Below are 18,668 nucleotides of genomic sequence, written 5' to 3'. Positions count from 1 at the left end.
CAGGAATTTTAACAACTTAAAATATTTGTATAATTTTATAAACTTATTATTGAATTGTTCAAATATTAAGTACTATGCTTTCTACGAAATATTTAACTTTCGGAATTAAACAGAATTGTAGATTGCGAAGTCAACTTCTCAACCATGTATATTAATACACTCAGTCATTATCTACCAAGTGAAGTAATTGGTAATGAATATTTTACAAATCTCAATAACCTGTCCAGCGAATGGATTGTTGAGCGCACGGGAATTTACGAACGCCGCAAAGCTGCAGAAGGAGAAAATACTTCAACCATGGCTATTGAAGCCGTAAAATTATTATTAGCGGATAACATCCCTTTCAGTAAAAATGAAATTGATCTGATCGTTGGCGGGACTTATACGCCTTACGATACGATCGTAACGGTTGCACATGCGGTCCAGCATCATTTGGCGTTGCCCGATATTCCGGTTGTTTCCATTTCTTCGGCATGTTCTTCTTTGTTGAATGCGATTGAGATTGTCGAAGGTTACTTTGCCATGGGAAAAGCTTCCAAAGCACTGGTTATCGTTTCTGATCACAACACAGCTTATTACAACGAAAGCGACACGGTTTCTGGCCACTTGTGGGGTGATGGTGCTTCGGCTATGCTCATTACAAAAGAAAGGCAGTCGGAGTCCGATATGGAGATCAAAAAACTGATCACCGGCGGTGCTGCAACAAGCGGAAAAGCTGTGGAGGCTGTGGTGCTTCGTCCAAACGAGCGCGGTGTGGTTATGCCATTCGGCCGCGACGTGTTTCAAAATGCCTGTATTTACATGCCAAAGGTAAGTCAGCAGGTTTTACAGGCTTGTGGATTAACGATCGAAGATCTTGATTACCTGATCCCGCATCAGGCCAATCACCGCATCAGCTTAAACGTGATCAACACTTTGGGGATTCCGGCTGAAAAGCTAATCTCGAATATTCAGTATCTGGGAAATACAGGATGTGCCGGCTGTGCCATCGCTCTTTCCGAGAACAGACCGAAGTTCAAAAAGGGAGAAAATATCGTGTTAACAGTTTTTGGTGGCGGTTATTCGTACGGTGCCATGCTGATTACCATCTGATAAAAATTGCAATCGGCGGTCGGCAATCGGCTTTCGGTTAACAGCGGTTAAACAAAAAGCCTTGCAAATTTGACTCAATGACAAATTTGCAAGGCTTTTTATGTTGTGATAGTCTTGAGCTACTGTTAGTTCGTTTCCGAAACCGAATATTTTGCAGGTTTCCAGCTATTATTTTGCGGATTGATATCCGGAAGCTGACGGTCAGGATCGATCGTCACCGATTTCAGCGGCTGCTGTGTTTCCACACGGAAAGTCCATTTACCGCCACGCTGCCAGATCTCAACAGGCAATTCTACACGAGTCTTTTTGCCATTTATTTCTTCCACATCTACTTTCGCAGGCATTGCCCACTGATCAAGATTTTCGATGGTGATGATCGAGCCCTTCTGAGGATTTTGCTCAATGTAAGCAACATCTTTTACACTTTGGTCCAGCTTGTAATTTTCAAAGAACCATCCTTTCCAGAACCAGCCCAGGTCTTCACCCGCGGCATCTTCCATCGTACGGAAGAAATCGTAAGGTGTCGGGTGTTTGAAAGCCCAACGTTTTACATACAGGTGGAAAGCATAGTCAAAACGGTCTTTTCCAAGTACCTGCTCACGCAGCATTTTTAGTCCCAAAGCAGGTTTGTAATAAGCTTCCCAACCCAGATTCGACGCCTGAACCACGTCAGGAATTGTCATCACCGGATCGGCATTATCACGGAAAATGATCGGCGCCAAACGGTGCAGGTCATTCATCTGGCCATCTTTAAATTCGCCATTGTTAAAATTATCTCCTGAAAGGAAATTGATAAAAGTATTAAACCCTTCATCCATCCAGGCATATTTCCGCTCATTGCTTCCTACAATCATCGGGAACCAGTTATGACCAAATTCGTGATCCGTAACACCCCAAAGATCATCCTTGCGGCTTTTACTGCTGCAAAAAACGATTCCCGGATATTCCATCCCGCCTACAATTCCGGCAACATTGGTAGCAACCGGATAGGTATATTCATGAATGTAGTTGGAGTAAAACTCAATACAGCCCTTTACATATTCGGTCGAACGGCCCCAACCATCCTTTCCGCCATCTTCGGCAGGATACGCCGACTGGGCCAATGCTGTTTTTCCATTCGGTAAATTCATGCGCGCAGCATCCCAGACAAACGCTTTGGAACTTGCCCATGCGATATCACGCGCCTGCACGCAACGGAATTTCCATGTTAACGTTCCCGATTGTTTCGGACGTGAAGATGGATTGGTAACCTCCTCAGCCGTACGGATCATCACCGTCTGATCACTTTTTGCAGCGTCCGCCAAACGTTTTCTTTGTTCCGCTGTAAGCACTTCCGCAGGGTTAAGCAGCTCACCCGAACCTACAACAATGTGGTCCCAGGGCACCGTTACTGCATATTCGAAGTCACCATATTCCAGATAAAACTCTCCCGCGCCAAGATATGGCAACACGTTCCAGCCTTCTATATCATCAAAAACAGCTACACGCGGATACCACTGCGCCATTTCATAAACAATACCATTTTTGGTTTCAAGCGTTCCCATACGGTCCGATCCGTATTCGGGAATTTTGAAAGAATAGGCAATTTTAATTTTGATAATATCACCGTTGGATTTTACCGCATTGGCAAGACGGATCTGCATGCGCGTATCGTTGATGCTATAATTAGCATCAACTGCCTTGTCTTTTCCCTGCTGTACCGATACGGATTTAATCGCATCGCCGCCATTGAAACCAGTATTTCCAAATCTTCCTCCGGTTATGGCAGTCGTTTTGCCACCACGGGATTCGGTATTGAAAGCGTTTTGGTCCAATTGAAGCCAGATAAACTCCAGTGCCTCCGGACTATTATTTTTATACGTAATTTCTACATCACCGCTAATCGTGCCTTCTGCCTCATTTAAAGCTACATTAATCTTATAATCAGCGCGATTTTGCCAGTAGCTTGGGCCTGGCGCACCACTTCCTGTACGGTATTCACTTCCTGGCTGGAAATTAAACAAGGGGTGGAAAAGCACGTGTGCATCGTACTTTGGTTTGTCCGCTTCCTGAGCGAAAACACTTACGGAGCCCAGGCACCATATGGCCATAACCCATAAGCGATTAGATAAGATTCTCATTCCTATTGTTGAAAATTAAAATATGTATTTGTAAACGAGCAATATACGGCTTTTCGCCTTTTTCAACTGAAAAAGTTTCATTATTGCTATGGATTAGCGAATTTTACAAACTTCCTTTTTCACAAAAATCCAGTCCATGCGCCAGCGCCTCACGGTTGAAGCTTACACAGCAGGTATCCTTTCCGGCGACCGGATTATTCTCAGCCGCGCAATCACCCTGATTGAAAGCAGGCTCAAAAACGACCGGATTCTGGCCAAAAAAGTACTGAAAAATATTCTTCCCGTTACTGGTAAATCACTAAGAATCGGTATCACCGGTGTGCCTGGCGTTGGAAAAAGTACTTTTATTGAGGCATTTGGAAAACATATTACCGGTCTCCAAAAGAGGATTGCGGTACTGACCGTTGATCCTTCGAGTAAGAAATCGGGCGGCAGCATCCTCGCAGATAAAACCAGAATGGAGAATCTCGCCCATGATCCGCTTGCCTATATCCGTCCGTCTGCCGCAGGTTTATCTTTGGGCGGTGTTGCTAAAAATACGCGCGAAACAATTTTGCTCTGCGAAGCGGCGGGTTACGAAGTCATCATCATTGAAACCGTCGGTGTGGGACAGTCGGAAACGCTGGTGAGAGGCATGAGTGATTTTTTTTTGCTGCTTATGCTGGCAGGAGCCGGTGATGAACTTCAGGGTATCAAAAAAGGAATTATGGAAATGGCCGATGTCGTGGCCATCAATAAGGCAGACGGCGTTAATAAATCCTTTGCCGAACAAGCCGTTGGCGCATACCGGAATGCCCTTCATTTATTTCCCAAACCCGAATCCGGAATGGATACGCAGGTATTGGCCTGCTCCGCTTTGGATGGAAACGGCATATCGGCACTTTGGGAATTGATTCTGCAATACCAGGAGGCGACTTTACAAAACGGTTATTTTGACAAAAACCGCCAGAATCAAAATCTGGAATGGATGCATGATCATATCCGTCAGACACTCGAAGAGCAATTTTATGAAAATACCGCTTTGAAAAAAGCGTTAAAAACAACGGAGAAGTCCGTAACCGAAGGGCGGGAACTCCCTGTTGCCGCGGCCGAACGTTTGCTTGAAAGTTTCTTCAAGACCCGTATTTAATACCCTTAACTCAATTTTGGTCTTGAAAACGTATGAATTTATCAATCAGGACAATTTTTCCCGTAAGTTTGATGTTTCAATACCAGATCTTAAACATTAACTACCTTTCGCTATGAAATTTTTTGACCTTTTAAGAAAAACTGCATTCTTTTCCTTCCTGCTGGTGGCATTTGTATTTGTCGGCTGTAAAGATGACGACGACGATAACAAAACGCCGGTTGATAACAACCAAATTGTAGGCAAATGGCAATTAACCGCTATCACGCCGGAAACAGCCGGGACGCTTCCTCAAATCGCTTTATTGCCTACTATCGCCCCTTGTATTTACAGTTTGAAATTTAACTTTACCAATGACAATAAGGTAGCACTTTCTGACTGCGACGCCGCAGTTACGCTGATTGCAGGTTTTATCAAAATTGAAGCTGATACGAAATGGAAAGTAGAAACCGGCAAACTGACGATCACAAACGGGGCTACCAGCAATACTTTTGGCCTGGTTCAGAATCCGAGCGACATGAAAATCACTGTTAATACCAATACGACCGGAAGTGGTGCAGCTGTAAATGCCATTTTGTCCCTGAAAAAATTGTAAGATATTTAGACGATTACAAAAAGACCCGGCTTGTTTTTCAAGCCGGGTCTTTTCATTTAAATCGCACGCACAAATTTAATTTCATGCCGTTCTCTTTCCAATCTGGCTTAACCAAATCAGGCCGATAATTGCTGACAGTGCAGTACCCGCCATAATCGCGATCTTGGCGCTATTTTGAAGATCGAGATCTTTGAAAGACAGTGAGGCTATAAAAATAGACATGGTAAAACCAATACCTGCGGTAAAGCCGAGTCCTGTAATGTGTTTCCAGTTCAAACCCTTTGGCAGACTCGCAAGTTTGACTTTAACCGCAAGCCAGGACATCCCTACTATGCCCAGCGGCTTCCCTACTACCAAGCCAAGAATAACCCCAAAGCTCAAATTCGATAACAATAATCCCGAAATATCGCCCGGAAGAATGATGGCAGTATTGGCCAATGCAAAAACCGGCATGATCAAATAGTTAACCGGCTCATGAAGTACGTGTTCCAACTTGCCTATTTTATGAAGCGGAATGGTAATCGCCAGCAACACGCCCGCAATGGTTGCATGAATACCCGATTTCAGAACGAAATACCAGAGAATCGCACCGGGTATCAGATACCAGATGGTCGATTCCACTTTAAAATAATTCAATAAACACAGCACCACCAAAACGCCACCGGCATACAAAAGCATATCCGTCTGAATATTAGACGTGTAGAAAATGGCAATAATTAACACCGCAATTAAATCGTCAATGACCGCCAGTGCCGTCAAAAAGACCTTTAAACTAAAAGGAACCCGGTCGCCCAGAAGCGACATAATGCCCAACGAAAACGCAATATCCGTCGCTGTCGGAATAGCCCATCCATGGGAAGGCGCGCCCGTTCTGTTCAGTGAAAAATAGATGATTGCCGGCGCCATCACACCACCCAGCGCAGCCAGTGTGGGCAACAGCGCTTTCTGCACTGAAGCAAGTTCCCCACCCAAAACTTCACGCTTGATTTCTAGTCCTACAAAAAAGAAAAAGACAACCATAAGCCCGTCATTGACCCAGTGTTCAATACTTTTTTCAAGCGGGCCAATATGTAATTCTTTATGCCAGAAAGCAATGTAAGAATCCCCGGTTTCCATGTTCGCCCAAATCAGCGAAATTGCCGTGGCAACGAGCAGGAGAATACCTGATAACCGTCCTGTATCGGCCAGATCCTTGATTGGATTGATTATTACCTTTCTGATCCTGCTTGTTTGTCTGGTTGCCCTGGTTGGTTTCTTCTTAGGTTCTGCCATTGGTTATTAAGATATTGTTCAATAAATCACATTAAGATTAGCTGGAATGATCACAAACGATGATCCACTTCCCCTTCATTTTTTTCCAAAGTAAGGTATAATGTCCCCCGATATCCCCTTTTTCAGGGCGGGCAAGATGCCATTTTCCGACTAAAAATGCTACATCTTTTGCCGGAAATGTCAAATTCACAAACTCAAATTTGAGGGTTCCCATCGACGCGCGGTCGGGATATCTTTTCAGATAATTCTCATATGTTTTGTTATAACCGTACGTTACGCCTGTTTTCCCGACAAACATCAGCGAGTCGGATTCCCAGTAGCCATGCATGAAAGATTTAACATCACCCCGGTTCCAGTCGCCGTTCTGACGGTTCATGATCGCATAAATTTCATCACGATCCGCTTTTGACTGCGCCACGCATAAATAGCTTAAGGATAATAGAAATACCGTTAACAGACAGTTTCTCATATTTTTTACGGATTTTTGTAAAATGTTTCTTTCGTTTAAAGATACAGCAAAGATTCTTTCTGAAAGGTATTTGGCAGTATTTATATCCGGAAGTAATATTTATGATAAAACAATGGGTTCTATGAGCAAATTTGATGATATATTTAAAAAGCTGGATCGGCAAAAATATCCCTTTATCGATGGCTTGTACTATCTTTTTATAATCATTTTTATAGGCATTCTCTTTTTATTTTTCGCTTAATCCGTGGCTGACTCTTATTTATTTATCATTAACCCAAGTTCAGGCACTTCCATCGGACAGCACCCTGAAAAGATTTCTCAGGCCATTGAAACCTTTGTCAAAAAGAGCGGTGGACTAGCACAAATCATCTTCACCGAGGGAAGAGGCCACGCCACAGAACTCGTTAACGAAAATATAGAAAAAGAAAACTGGAAGGCTGTTGTGGCTGTCGGTGGCGACGGAACCGTGAATGAAGTAGCCAAAGCTTTGGTAAATCGTTCCACGCCGCTGGGCATACTCGCGCTGGGATCAGGAAACGGTTTGGCGCGTCATTTGGGATTACCTCTGACTCTGGAAGCTGGCATGAAACAACTTCTTTCAGGGTCTGTTAATACCATCGATACGGCAGAACTTAACGGGATTCCATTTTTTTGTACGGCCGGAATGGGTTTTGATGCTTATGTGGGCTATTTGTTCAGTCAGCAAAACTCCCGTGGACTCGCTACCTATGTAAGCGTTTCGCTGAAATCATACTGGAATTATAAACCACAGACCTACAAACTAAACGGAAAACAAATCGAAGTGTTCTCGCTTTCCTTTGCAAACGCGGGGCAGTTTGGGAATAACGCCTGGGTGGCTCCACAAGCCAGTTTGTTCGACGGATTACTGGACATCTGTACCATTAAACCGTTTCCGACCTGGTATGGCTCCAATCTTACGTACAGGCTTTTTACCAAACAATTGAAACCGTCGGCCTATATCTCCTATCAAATGGCACAGGAAGCCGTTGTTGAAGCAGAGAAACCGCCTTTGGTTCACTACGACGGAGAACCGTTGCAGCTCGACACAACCCGCATCGAAATCAAGATCAGACCGAAAAGTTTAAGGGTTATCGTTTAACGCATTAAAAATCAATTCTCAATCTCCTTATGTCTAAAAAGAACCGCTCAGGAGTCATATATTCTACCAATCCTGATTTTGAGTATTCTGATTCAAGCCAGGATGAAGCAGAAACATTAGCACCGGCACAGCAGGATTTACGCGTGTGGCTGGACAGGAAAGGTGGTGGAAAAGTTATTACGGTTGTCAAAGGTTTTATCGGCACCCTCGCAGACCTGGAAGCACTTGGCAAACAAATAAAAGTATTATGCGGAAGCGGAGGCTCCGTAAAAGAAGAAGAAATCCTGATCCAGGGCGATCACCGGGAAAAAGTAATCACCTGGCTTTTAGGGAAGGGCTATAGGGCGAAGAAAGCGGGAGGATAATTAATTTTGAATGAGAGAATGGTATCCAGGTGAACATTCTCTCATTCTCATTCAAATTAAAGCGTTTTAGCCGTATCAATCTCAGTCGGCTGTTCTGGCTGTACTTTGGGTAAATTAGCCGGATTTCGCTGCGATGCTCCGCCTGCCAAAACTTCCACGTTGGTCACAAAAAACTTGGTGTCCCCGTTCCACGGAAGTGTGAAGAATTTTTCTTCGTAAGTCAATGAAACACGGTGACCGCTGGCAATAGCCTCTTCCAGTTTCGTAATAGCATCTTTATTTTTTCCGCTTACTGAAAACGTCCACTCCGACGCATTCAGAGAACCATCGCCCTCATACAGGCCACCCATTTTCAGCTCCCCTTCATAGGTTTTAAAAACGTATCCTTTATTGCTAAGCCGTGTGATAAACCCGCCACGCTTGCCTTCACTATAATAACCAAAAGTTAAATAATACAGGACTCCGAAAACGATTGCCAGGAGTACAAAGAGAATGCCCCATTTACGCATGATTAGTTTGTTAGTTAAAAGATGTGTGATTTTTAAAGCAACTTCGGAAAACCGAATGATTTTTCCTATTCTTTACTTCGCCCGGATCGCGATCACCGGATCCATACGTGCGGCAAGCATGGCCGGAATGATACCTGCCAAGATGCCAATAACGCAGGAAACCCCAAGGCCAAGCATTATATTTCCGGGTGTCAGGATAATCACGAGTGTCCCCAACTGCATGAAAGAAAGTAAGTACACAAGAAATATACCAACCAATCCACCGACCAAACTTAACATGATGGCTTCAAAAAGAAACTGAAAAAGAATTGAATAGTTTTTAGCCCCAAGTGATTTCTGAATACCGATTAAATTGGTTCGTTCTTTTACCGAAACAAACATAATATTGGCAATACCAAAGCCACCCACCAGAATAGAAAAACTGCCTATAATCCAGCCTGCCAGCGATAAAACGGCAAATAACCCGGACACAGCCTGCGCTGCGGCTTCCGGTCTGTTGATCGAGAAATTATTTTCTTCCCTGGGTTTAATACCCCGCTTGGTACGCATCAGCCCGATCACCTCCGCTTCCACCTCTTTCATCCCTTCGTCGTTCTCAAATCCCTTTACGACAATATCAGGATCTGGCCGCCCGGATTGGAACATCTTGGCAAATGCACCGTAAGTGATGATACATTTCGTGTCAGGATTTCCCCCAAAATCAACAAGGCTCTCCCCTTTCTTGACCTGAACACCAATGACGGTAAATTTATCTCCATTGAGCTTAAAAACCTTTCCTTCCGCGATCTGACCAGGGAAAAGTGCCTCGGCAATATCTGCGCCAATGATGGCCACATTACGCGCATTGGTTGTTTCAAGCGGCATGAAATAGCGGCCGGTCGCAAGCGGAACGTCAGAAATCTGGTTGTATTCATAAGAAACACCCTGAATCAGGGCATCGATGCTGCTTGACCCGTTTTTTAGGGTAACATTTCCCCTGAAATCCATCACGGCAACGGCGCTGGCATTTTCAAGATTATCGTATAAATATTTATATTCCGCATTTGAGGGACTTGGCCATTGAAAATATTTCCACCACTGATATTCTCCACCAAAACCCCATGGCCATTTTTGCACATACAAAACCTTCTCCCCAATGGCACTCATACTGTCACGAATGCTTTTTTCCAGCGAATCGACAATGGTAAAGACAGCAACGATCGCAAAAATACCAACCGTTACGCCCAGTAATGACAACGTGGTTCGGGTAATGTTGGATCGTAATGCCTGCCATGCAAACCGGAAGCTCTCATATATTTGCCGTATAAGTTTCATAATAGCGCGTTAGCCTAAATTTCTGATCAGGGACTTAATATTGAATTCGAAAAGTTAACTGTAAAGTGCCGCGCTCAGAAATAAATTAGTATAAAAGGCATAATGAGCGTTTGAGCTGTTTAATAACCTGTAAGTTATGCGAAAATTCTCATAAATAACTTCAAATATCCTCGTTGATGCTACTCCTCTTATGAACATTCATTAAATTACATTTACAACCTTTGACCGTTAAAAAATGAACATACGTTACACCTTAATCTTTTCCTTTTCGCTGTTGTCCGGCCTTCTGGCGGCCCAGCAGCCTGTTAAAGAATCAAAAGGCTTCTATCAGTTCCTGACCGATGATCCCAACCAAAAACCTTTTTACAATGACCGTCAGGGTGTGTTTGCAAAAAATGGTGTTGTGGCCTCGGCCCATCCGGAAGCTTCCAGGGTTGGCGTGGAAATTTTAAAGGCCGGTGGCAATGCTATTGATGCTGCGGTGGCCGTTCAATTTGCGTTGGCGGTTGTGCACCCTTCCGCGGGTAACATCGGCGGCGGCGGCTTCCTGGTTTTCCGAGATAAATCGGGGAAAAGTTTTAGTATCGATTTCCGTGAAAAAGCGCCCATAAAAGGGAACAGAGATATGTTTCTCGACAAAGACGGCAATGTCATTCCTAAGCTCAGCATTTTGGGCCGGCTTGCGTCCGGCGTTCCCGGCTCCGTAGATGGGATGGTCGAGGCACATGCAAAATATGGTAAAATGCCCTGGAAAGATATTTTACAACCCGCTATTGACCTTGCCAAAAAAGGTGTGGTCCAGACGGACCGGGAGGCCCGTGGGCTGAATGCGGTGAAAAAAGACGTGCTCGCACTGAATCCAGGCAGCAAATATTTTCAACGTGCTGACGGAAAAGAGTGGACTGCCGGTGATACGCTAATACAGCATGATTTGGGCGACGTATTGATCCGCATCCAGAAAAAAGGCAGAAAAGGATTTTATTCCGGGAAAGTTGCCAAACTGCTGGCAAAAGAAATGAAGTATCAAAAAGAGGGAATTATCAGTAAAAAAGACCTCGCCGAATATCACGCAAAATGGCGTGAAACGATTACAGACAGCTATAAAAACTATAATATCATCACAATGGCTCCGCCATCCAGCGGTGGTATCGCGCTGGTTCAGCTTTTGAAGCTTACGGAACCTTATCCATTAAAAAAATGGGGCTGGCACAGTGATTCGACCGTACAGGTGATGATCGAAGCAGAAAGACGGGTTTACGCTGACCGCGCCAAATTCCTCGGGGATCCGGATTTTGTAAAAATTCCGCTGGAAACACTGACAAACAAGAGCTACCTTGAACAACGCTGGAAAGATTTCTCTTTTGACAAGGCAACAGATAGTAAAAATATAAGCGGCGGCGTTTTTCCGGGTTATGAAAGTACCGAAACCACCCATTTTTCTGTGGTTGATAGGGAAGGCAATGCGGTTTCGGTCACGACTACTTTAAACGGCGGTTATGGCAGCCGCGTTGTGGTTAAAGGTGCGGGCTTTTTCATGAACAACGAAATGGATGACTTTAGTGTAAAGGCTGGCGCACCCAATATGTATGGTCTGATCGGCAATAAGGCCAATGCAATCGCGCCCGGCAAAAGAATGCTTTCTTCCATGACGCCAAGCATCGTCGAAAAAGACGGAAAACTATTGATGGTGGTGGGCACGCCCGGCGGATCAACAATTATCACATCCGTTTACCAGACCATACTCAATGTGCTTGAACATGGCATGACCATGCAGCAGGCCGTCAATGCTTTCAAATTCCATCATCAATGGCTGCCGGACAAAACCGTTTTTGAAGACGGCGCTTTTACCGAAAACACAATCAAAAAACTGCAAAGCAGAAGTTACAATATTGAAGTACAACGCAATTCCATCGGTCGCATGGACTGCATCCTGGTGTTGCCTGACGGAACACTCGAAGGCGGTTCGGATCCTCGCGGCGATGATACCAGCATAGGGTACTAAAACTTACCGGGTCAGTTCTTCTATCAGTTTTGCATGCTGTGGAAAACTGGCCCTTAATGTTTCTCGGTCGGCCATTTCAAAATCTTCAAAGTCAAAACCCGGTGCAACGGTACAGCCTACCAGGGCATATTTGCTGCCGGAGGCCGGGCGCGATGCAAACCAGGTATTAGCCGGCACCACAGCCTGAAACGTCTCCCCTTTTTCAGGATCATCACCCAGTCTGATTACATCCAGTTTTCCGGAAACAGGATAAATTACAAATATTTCCAGCGCTTCTCCCTGATAGAAATGCCACATTTCATCAGACTTGATCCGATGGAACGCCGAAAAATGATGCTTTTCCAACAGAAAATAAATCCCCGTAGCAAAAGACCGGTCGCCGCCGAAACCTTCCGGTAAGGCTTTTTGAGGAATATTTTCAAAAGACCGGTACGTTTCCGCATAAAACCCACCTTCCGGATGCGCGGTAAGATTATATTGCTCAACCCAATAACTTGCCTTCTTCATTCTTTTATGATTTCAATGCTAAACTAAAAAGTAATCACTCGGATACCCGCTTTTTCAATTTCCACGGTATCATCCGTTTTTTTATTGGTAATCATCACATCAAGGGCATTCAACGGTGCGAACTGAAAATATTTATCCTTCCCCACTTTGGATGCGTCACAAAGCAAGTACGAAATGGCCGAATTGGCAAACATCGCCAGCGTAATGCCGGCTTCGATCTCACTGAAAGCACTCAGCCCGTTTTGTACCGAAATCCCGTCCACGCCAATAAAAGCCCGGTCTGCTTTGTAGCGGCCTATGTGCTCTTCAGCAATGCGGCCGTGGACTGCTTGTCTTTCCGGATCTATTTCGCCACCAATCAGATTAATTTTCACCGAAGAGTTCATCAGCTCATAAACGACCGGCAGGGAATTGGTGATCACGTGAATTTTTTTGTTTCGTATAAACTGGCATAACCGGAAAACCGTACTGCCGCAATCCATAAAAATGATATCCCCTTCCTGAATTTCCTTTGCGGCCAGCCGGCAGATATTATCCTTTTCTTCGACATTGATAGCTGCTTTATTGGCAAAATGAAAAGGTGTTTTCGTGAGTTCCACTTTCATGATCCCGCCATGCGTACGGTAAACCAGTCCATCAGCTGTCAGAACCGTTAAATCCCGCCGAACAGTAATTTCTGAAATCGCCAGCTCATCCGCCAATTCCTTGACAGTCACCTCGCCTCGCTCATCCAGAATATTTAAGATTATATTTTTTCTTTTTTGAAAATTCATAAGTTATCGTACATTTGTTCAAAAATAATCAATTTAAATCAAAAACAATCATTAGCCATGAATAAAAACATTAACCTGGTCTCTGAAGAAATTCTCTCCGATAACTGGTACACGCTGAGAAAATTTACTTTTGATTATCAACGCGCTGACGGAAGCTGGGAACGGCAGTCGAGAGAAGCTTACGACCGCGGAAACGGCGCCACCATTTTGTTATACAATCAAGAAAAACAAACGGTTATTCTTACCAGACAATTTCGCTTGCCGACTTACACCAACGGAAACCCAACGGGATTGCTGATAGAAGCCTGCGCGGGATTGCTCGATAAAGATAATGCAGAAGATTGCATCAAAAGGGAAACGGAGGAAGAAACAGGCTATAAAATTAAATCGGTAAAGAAAATTTTCGAAGCCTATATGTCGCCAGGCTCTGTGACTGAAATTCTTTACTTCTTTGTCGCTGAATATTCTGCCGATATGAAAGTAGGTGACGGCGGTGGCTGCGAAACGGAACAGGAAAATATTGAGGTCATGGAAATTCCCTTTGGTCAGGCCATTCAAATGATCGGTTCGGGAGAGATCAAAGACGGAAAAACCATTATGCTGCTGCAATACGCGCAGATTCACGGGCTCGTCGTATAAAAAAATCCTGAAGAGAATATTTCCCTTCAGGATTTTTTATTCTTTATTATTGCGCTGAGGGCGTCACAGAAGCAACATCGCCTCCTTCTGTGGTGGGTCCAGTCGTGGAGCTCCCACCCGAAAATTTATCGATCAAGTCTTTCAGAAACTTTTCAGCATCCGGGAAATTAGATTTCAACGCTTCCGAACCCTTTGTTTTTAGCTCCTGAAAATATTCCGGTGCTTTATCCACGGCGCCTTCTGCCTCAGCTTTCAGGTCGCTTGCTTTCGTTTTCAAATCTTCAAGAAGTTTTTCTCCTTCCTCGGTCTGAAGATATTTATGGGCTGCTACTCCGGCGGCTGCGCCAAGAATAAAAGTGGCCAGATGTTTTGCGTTGATGCTCATTTCGCTATGTGGTTCGTTGATTGATAGGTGAATATACAATAAATCAGTAATTTATTGATCTTCAAATATCGTTCCAGCTTACTTAATCTCAAAAGCGGCCTGCATCCGGTAATTGATCTTTATTTTTTGGTATTGCACATCACTATCCTGCACGGTATCAGCCGCTTCTGGCGCAGCGTACATACGCACATTGGCTTTTGCAAACATCGGCTGGGGATAATTGATATTGTCCTCAACCTCTCTGATTTCCAAAACCTGTCCTAATTTCTGGTCAACAGCTTCCAGCAAATAGGTAGCTTTATCTTTGGCCGCTTTCAAAGCATTGATCTTAACCTGTTTCTTAAACTCCTCTTTTTTCGAATGGTCCACATGTGCAATGTTGGCATACTGCACACCGCGGCTCTCCACTTTTGACAAGATTCCGTCGAGTTTGTCCGCACGGTCCACTTTCAGTTCGTATTGCTTACTTTCCAGGAACGTAGCCGGTTTTTTCTTTTTATCCGTGTAATTCTGATAACCGCCTACCCCACTGATCGACAGGCTTTCTTTTGGCAATCCTGCATCGGCGATGGCTTTCAAAAGTTGTTTCTCCAAAGTCGTGATGATCACCTTATCCTTCTGGTTTTTCTCGTCATTGAAATATTCTCTCAATGAAATACTAAAATACAGTTCGTCGGGACTAACTTCCATTTCGGCAAAACCCGCTACTTCTATTTTTCTGGTTGGAGGCGTTACGGACACAGTGGCTGTTTGTGAAAAAGTTGGAAATAAAACAGCTCCCATTAAAAGCGAGCTCAAAAGAATTACTTTTTTCATGGCTGAAAAATTAAATTAATTAAAAAAGTTGTTGATAAATTGCCTGAGCCCGTATCCCGAAAAAATGTTTCAGGAATGTAAACTCAAAGTTTAGACGCAAAAAAGATACAAAAGGTTTAAACGGTCTGCAATAAAGTTAACCAGGCCTCCTTCACTTTGTTGATTATCAACAGTTTCCGTGCATGTTCATGCAGCAGATCAGGGAGATATTCACAGCCATATCTTGCCTGTTCCAGGATTTTCGCTATTTCCGCTGTTTTAGCAAATGCGCTTATCTCGACCCTATCCGGCAGGCTGACAACGCTTCCCAGCTGTCCTAAATTGTTACCAGACAAAATTTTAGAATTTCGGATACATTCCGGCATCGCATCGACACCAATACCGATCTGCGGGCGCGCTACTTCAAACAAAGCACTTTCATTGGCCCGGGCATACCAGTCATTGCCAAGCCTGGCGATCCAGTCGGTGCGGCGCTGGTCAATTTGTCCGTTCGCATCCATAAGATCTTCGGAAAAATGTGCCAGGATCACTTCTGCCAGGATCAATACCATCGATCCGTGTTCCTTGATCTCAATAACTTTGCATTCAAGCTGTACCGGAGATTCTTTAACCCGCGGTGGCTTGACACGTTCAGAAGGCAATGCTGTAAAACCAGCTTTTTCAAATTCATTGATGCCACGTTCAAACTCTGCACTGGCCAGTGAAATCTGCTGCACCATATCGTAAGTTACCAGGTTGATAACCACTTCCGGTACTTCAAAAATATTCAAGGCCGTATGCTTGTGCGTGTTATCGCGGCCGCGCCGGTTGGGTGCGAAAGCGACAATAGGCGGGTCAATTCCCATGTAATTAAAAAAACTGAACGGGCTTAAATTGACATTCCCGGCCTTATCAATGGTACTGGCAAATGCCACAGGCCGTGGCGCAACCGATGCCGTCATATACTTATAAAATACGCGCGAACCCATTTCCGACGGATCGATTGTTTTCATATCAAGACAAATGTTTTATATAAAATCAGGCAATGACGGTAAAATTTCGCCCCGTACTTCTCCAAAACCCACTTTTATACCATCTCGTTCAGCAAATCCCCGAATAATGACCTCGTCACCATCTTCTAAAAATGTTCGGTTAAGACCGCCTGTTAAGTTAAGCGGCTGCTTACCTCCCTTTGTCGCTTCGAGCAGACAGCCCGCTCCTTTTGGTCCCGGAATGCTGATGGTTCCGGTTGCCAGTAAATCGCCGGTATTCAGGTTACAACCCGTTATCGTATGGTGGGCAGTTTGTTGATGAATGTTCCAGTACAAATATTTCGCGTTGGTCTCGGTAACAACCGTTTCCTCAAATCCTTTTGGCTGAATGGCTGCACTGAGATGGATATCAAAGTTTTTGGGACCGGTCGTTTGCAGATAAGGCATAGGCACCGGTGCTTGTACGGGGCCCTCTACCCGAAAAGCTTCCAGCGCGTCCATCGTAATAACCCACGGAGCGATAGAAGAAGCGAAGTTTTTACTCGCGAAAGGCCCAAGAGGCTGGTACTCCCAGCGCTGGATATCCCGTGCCGACCAGTCATTAAAAAGTACCACCCCGAACAGGTGATCCTCAGCCGCTGCCATGGATACCGGTTTCCCAAGTTCCGAATTTTTCCCGACGACAAAAGCAAGTTCAAGCTCAAAATCCAGTGCAGCTGTGGGACCAAAAACCGGATACTCCGATGCGCCCGGTTTGGTTTGCCCCAAAGGCCTATGTATCGCGGTGCCTGATAAAACAACCGAAGATGCCCGGCCGTGGTAGGCAATCGGCATATGTTTCCAGTTGGGTAAGAGCGGATTCTCGGGCCTGTAAAGTTTCCCGACGGCCATTGCATGTTCTTCACTGGAATAAAAATCGGTATAATTACCAATCCTTAGCGGCATGTGCATCCGGGCATCCGTCTGCCTGATTAAAACCCGTGAAGCGGCTTCTTTCAACGGCGAATGTTCATCCGTAAGCCACTGCTGGATCGTCAAACGGATAGCTTTGGCAGCCATCCGGCCCAACGCAATAAGATCGTTAAGCGTTTCTTTTTTGAAAACGGCCGCGTCAATTTCAAGCGTCTTAAAAAACCCAAATTCATGGGCGGCCGTCATATCCATAATCCATTCCCCAATAGCCACACCGACCCGTGGCTCCCCCGACTTCGTGCTAAAAATTCCAAATGGTAAATTGTGAAGCGAAAAATCGGAATGGGCCGGAATCGGCAGCCAGGAAGAATGAAATTGCATAAAACTCAGGTAAAGTTTTTATAGATGGAATCCATGATCCGTACAAAATGCTGATAATCTTCCTCATCCAGGTCTCCCCAGCCTTTGTAACGAATTTCAGCAACAATCGGGAAAGCTTCGGTATATGTCTTTTCTCCTTTTTCAGTGAGGAAAAGATTAAACTTGCGACGATCCCCTACCGCCGGATTACGTTCCACAAGCCCTTTTTTTTCAAGCAAGTCGACAATCCGTGTGACAGTCGGCGGATCTTTAAAGGTAAGCTCAGCCAATTCATTTTGACTTATGCCTTGTTTGCGAAAAATATGGTCAATAAGCACCCATTGATCGACAGTCAAATCAAAGCCGGCCTCGTTTAACTGTTTTTGCAATGCATTGCGGATTTTCTTTATCGTTGTGTCTATTTTAAAAAAATAAGCACGTTGGTCAGAATGGTGGGTCATAATAATTCAATAAGAGTTCCAATACGTTTATACAGCACACTAATATAAGGCAACCCAACTATTCGTCTACTAATAATTAAAGAACATTTATTGAATACTTTTTAACGAATCAAACCATTTCCACAAATTCGTCTAATAATTTCTCAATTTCAGAAACAGATTCATAAAGCTGGGCGTAGGAGTCTATCACAAAATAATGATCCTGATACTTATCAATATGGTAAGGAGTACCCAATAAAATGGCCGCATCAAAATTCAGTTTCGGTACTTTTTCACGCAAACAATAGGCGCTTTCCCCCGCCGAAGAAATAATCCCTCCCCCATATATTTTCAACGCCCCGCTTTCCCGGATCAGACCAAATTCAACGGTATACCAATACAACCTGGAAATCTGCGCCAGTGCATTTTCATTTTCAATAAAGCGGAGGGCGACATGGCTCAGATGTTCAATAAAATCGCAAAAAGGCTGATTGCTCAATAACGGGACATGTCCGAAGGTATCATGAAACATATCGGGTTCTTCCAGATATTCCAGCTGTTCGGGTTTACGAAGCCAGGTCGATGCCGGAAACTCCCTGTTACTTAAATGCGTATAAAACTCTTTGTGCGGGATCAATCCGGGTACGACATACACTTTCCAGTTTGTCAAAAGCTGCAAACGCGGATTGGTTTCTTTTTTGAAATCAGGGATATGATCCGCAACAAAACCTACTTTATCAATTCCTTCGAGATAAGTCCGGCTCGCTATCGCCGGCAAAACATTCATTTGCCGCTCAAATAACTGTTTCCACATCTTGTGGTCAGCCTCCGAATATTTTTGATAATCCTGGTCCATGGTTCTCAAAAATTAATGCCCCCTA

The 18,668-nt window shown here is 44.4% G+C and carries 20 protein-coding genes; 7 read left to right on the top strand and 13 right to left on the bottom strand.

Annotated features, from left to right (window positions below; translation table 11 throughout):
• Window positions 1-144: 144 nt before the first annotated feature.
• Complete coding sequence (locus RB622_RS26600; protein ID WP_308049830.1) at window positions 145-1,092, top strand: ketoacyl-ACP synthase III; 948 nt, start codon at window positions 145-147, stop codon at window positions 1,090-1,092.
• 125 nt (window positions 1,093-1,217) lie between these two features.
• On the opposite strand, the gene RB622_RS26595 is transcribed toward RB622_RS26600, so the two are convergent.
• Complete coding sequence (locus tag RB622_RS26595) at window positions 1,218-3,212, bottom strand: M1 family metallopeptidase (RefSeq protein ID WP_308049829.1); 1,995 nt, start codon at window positions 3,210-3,212, stop codon at window positions 1,218-1,220.
• A gap of 136 nt (window positions 3,213-3,348) precedes the next feature.
• On the opposite strand from RB622_RS26595, the gene meaB reads away from it, so the two are divergent.
• Window positions 3,349-4,341, top strand: coding sequence for a methylmalonyl Co-A mutase-associated GTPase MeaB (gene meaB / locus RB622_RS26590; protein WP_308049828.1), 993 nt, complete (start codon window positions 3,349-3,351; stop codon window positions 4,339-4,341).
• A gap of 112 nt (window positions 4,342-4,453) precedes the next feature.
• Window positions 4,454-4,933 carry a hypothetical protein gene (locus RB622_RS26585; protein ID WP_308049827.1) on the top strand — a complete coding sequence of 160 codons (480 nt, stop codon included), beginning with the start codon at window positions 4,454-4,456 and terminating at the stop codon, window positions 4,931-4,933.
• Window positions 4,934-5,014: 81 nt separating this feature from the next.
• Here the strand turns inward: RB622_RS26585 and nhaA are convergent, their stop codons facing one another.
• Together nhaA and RB622_RS26575 are read right to left on the bottom strand one after the other, a co-directional pair.
• A complete protein-coding gene (gene nhaA, locus RB622_RS26580; protein ID WP_308049825.1) occupies window positions 5,015-6,205 on the bottom strand; it encodes a Na+/H+ antiporter NhaA in 1,191 nt (396 codons plus the stop codon).
• A gap of 37 nt (window positions 6,206-6,242) precedes the next feature.
• Window positions 6,243-6,674, bottom strand: coding sequence for a DUF4440 domain-containing protein (locus tag RB622_RS26575; protein ID WP_308049824.1), 432 nt, complete (start codon window positions 6,672-6,674; stop codon window positions 6,243-6,245).
• 244 nt (window positions 6,675-6,918) lie between these two features.
• Here RB622_RS26575 and RB622_RS26570 point away from each other — a divergent pair, with 244 nt between their 5' ends.
• Together RB622_RS26570 and RB622_RS26565 are read left to right on the top strand one after the other, a co-directional pair.
• Entirely contained in the window at window positions 6,919-7,794 is an 876-nt protein-coding gene (locus RB622_RS26570) for a diacylglycerol kinase family protein (protein ID WP_308049823.1), read from the top strand.
• A 29-nt stretch (window positions 7,795-7,823) separates the two neighbouring features.
• Window positions 7,824-8,159 carry a translation initiation factor gene (locus RB622_RS26565; RefSeq protein WP_308049822.1) on the top strand — a complete coding sequence of 112 codons (336 nt, stop codon included), beginning with the start codon at window positions 7,824-7,826 and terminating at the stop codon, window positions 8,157-8,159.
• A gap of 56 nt (window positions 8,160-8,215) precedes the next feature.
• Here RB622_RS26565 and RB622_RS26560 read toward each other — a convergent pair whose 3' ends face one another.
• Together RB622_RS26560 and RB622_RS26555 are read right to left on the bottom strand one after the other, a co-directional pair.
• Window positions 8,216-8,668, bottom strand: coding sequence for a hypothetical protein (locus RB622_RS26560; RefSeq protein WP_308049821.1), 453 nt, complete (start codon window positions 8,666-8,668; stop codon window positions 8,216-8,218).
• Window positions 8,669-8,740: 72 nt separating this feature from the next.
• A complete protein-coding gene (locus tag RB622_RS26555) occupies window positions 8,741-9,982 on the bottom strand; it encodes an ABC transporter permease (RefSeq protein WP_308049819.1) in 1,242 nt (413 codons plus the stop codon).
• Window positions 9,983-10,217: 235 nt separating this feature from the next.
• Here RB622_RS26555 and ggt point away from each other — a divergent pair, with 235 nt between their 5' ends.
• A complete protein-coding gene (ggt, locus tag RB622_RS26550) occupies window positions 10,218-11,984 on the top strand; it encodes a gamma-glutamyltransferase (protein ID WP_308049818.1) in 1,767 nt (588 codons plus the stop codon).
• A gap of 3 nt (window positions 11,985-11,987) precedes the next feature.
• Here ggt and RB622_RS26545 read toward each other — a convergent pair whose 3' ends face one another.
• Window positions 11,988-12,491 carry a cupin domain-containing protein gene (locus RB622_RS26545; protein ID WP_308049817.1) on the bottom strand — a complete coding sequence of 168 codons (504 nt, stop codon included), beginning with the start codon at window positions 12,489-12,491 and terminating at the stop codon, window positions 11,988-11,990.
• Between the two features lie 23 nt (window positions 12,492-12,514).
• Complete coding sequence (locus RB622_RS26540) at window positions 12,515-13,264, bottom strand: DeoR/GlpR family DNA-binding transcription regulator (protein WP_308049816.1); 750 nt, start codon at window positions 13,262-13,264, stop codon at window positions 12,515-12,517.
• A gap of 57 nt (window positions 13,265-13,321) precedes the next feature.
• Here RB622_RS26540 and nudK point away from each other — a divergent pair, with 57 nt between their 5' ends.
• Entirely contained in the window at window positions 13,322-13,903 is a 582-nt protein-coding gene (gene nudK, locus RB622_RS26535; RefSeq protein ID WP_308049815.1) for a GDP-mannose pyrophosphatase NudK, read from the top strand.
• A 46-nt stretch (window positions 13,904-13,949) separates the two neighbouring features.
• On the opposite strand, the gene RB622_RS26530 is transcribed toward nudK, so the two are convergent.
• The 6 genes from RB622_RS26530 to RB622_RS26505 form a co-directional block, all read right to left on the bottom strand.
• Entirely contained in the window at window positions 13,950-14,288 is a 339-nt protein-coding gene (locus RB622_RS26530; RefSeq protein WP_308049814.1) for a YtxH domain-containing protein, read from the bottom strand.
• A 78-nt stretch (window positions 14,289-14,366) separates the two neighbouring features.
• Window positions 14,367-15,104 (bottom strand): SIMPL domain-containing protein, encoded by a 738-nt coding sequence (locus RB622_RS26525; RefSeq protein ID WP_308049813.1) that lies wholly within the window; start codon window positions 15,102-15,104, stop codon window positions 14,367-14,369.
• 116 nt (window positions 15,105-15,220) lie between these two features.
• Window positions 15,221-16,096, bottom strand: coding sequence for a flavin reductase family protein (locus tag RB622_RS26520; RefSeq protein ID WP_308049812.1), 876 nt, complete (start codon window positions 16,094-16,096; stop codon window positions 15,221-15,223).
• 15 nt (window positions 16,097-16,111) lie between these two features.
• The gene (fahA, locus tag RB622_RS26515) at window positions 16,112-17,368 is read right to left on the bottom strand and encodes a fumarylacetoacetase (protein WP_308049811.1); all 1,257 of its coding nucleotides are present in this window, start codon (window positions 17,366-17,368) and stop codon (window positions 16,112-16,114) included.
• A 5-nt stretch (window positions 17,369-17,373) separates the two neighbouring features.
• Window positions 17,374-17,808, bottom strand: coding sequence for a MarR family transcriptional regulator (locus RB622_RS26510; protein ID WP_308049810.1), 435 nt, complete (start codon window positions 17,806-17,808; stop codon window positions 17,374-17,376).
• A gap of 109 nt (window positions 17,809-17,917) precedes the next feature.
• Entirely contained in the window at window positions 17,918-18,643 is a 726-nt protein-coding gene (locus RB622_RS26505) for a phenylalanine 4-monooxygenase (protein ID WP_308049809.1), read from the bottom strand.
• Window positions 18,644-18,668: the final 25 nt, after the last annotated feature.

Origin of the sequence: Dyadobacter sp. LHD-138 (assembly GCF_030929615.1) — a bacterium.
Classification (GTDB): domain Bacteria; phylum Bacteroidota; class Bacteroidia; order Cytophagales; family Spirosomataceae; genus Dyadobacter.
The sequence above is the reverse complement of the archived record's forward strand: the minus strand, read 5'-3'. Positions and strand labels throughout refer to the sequence as shown.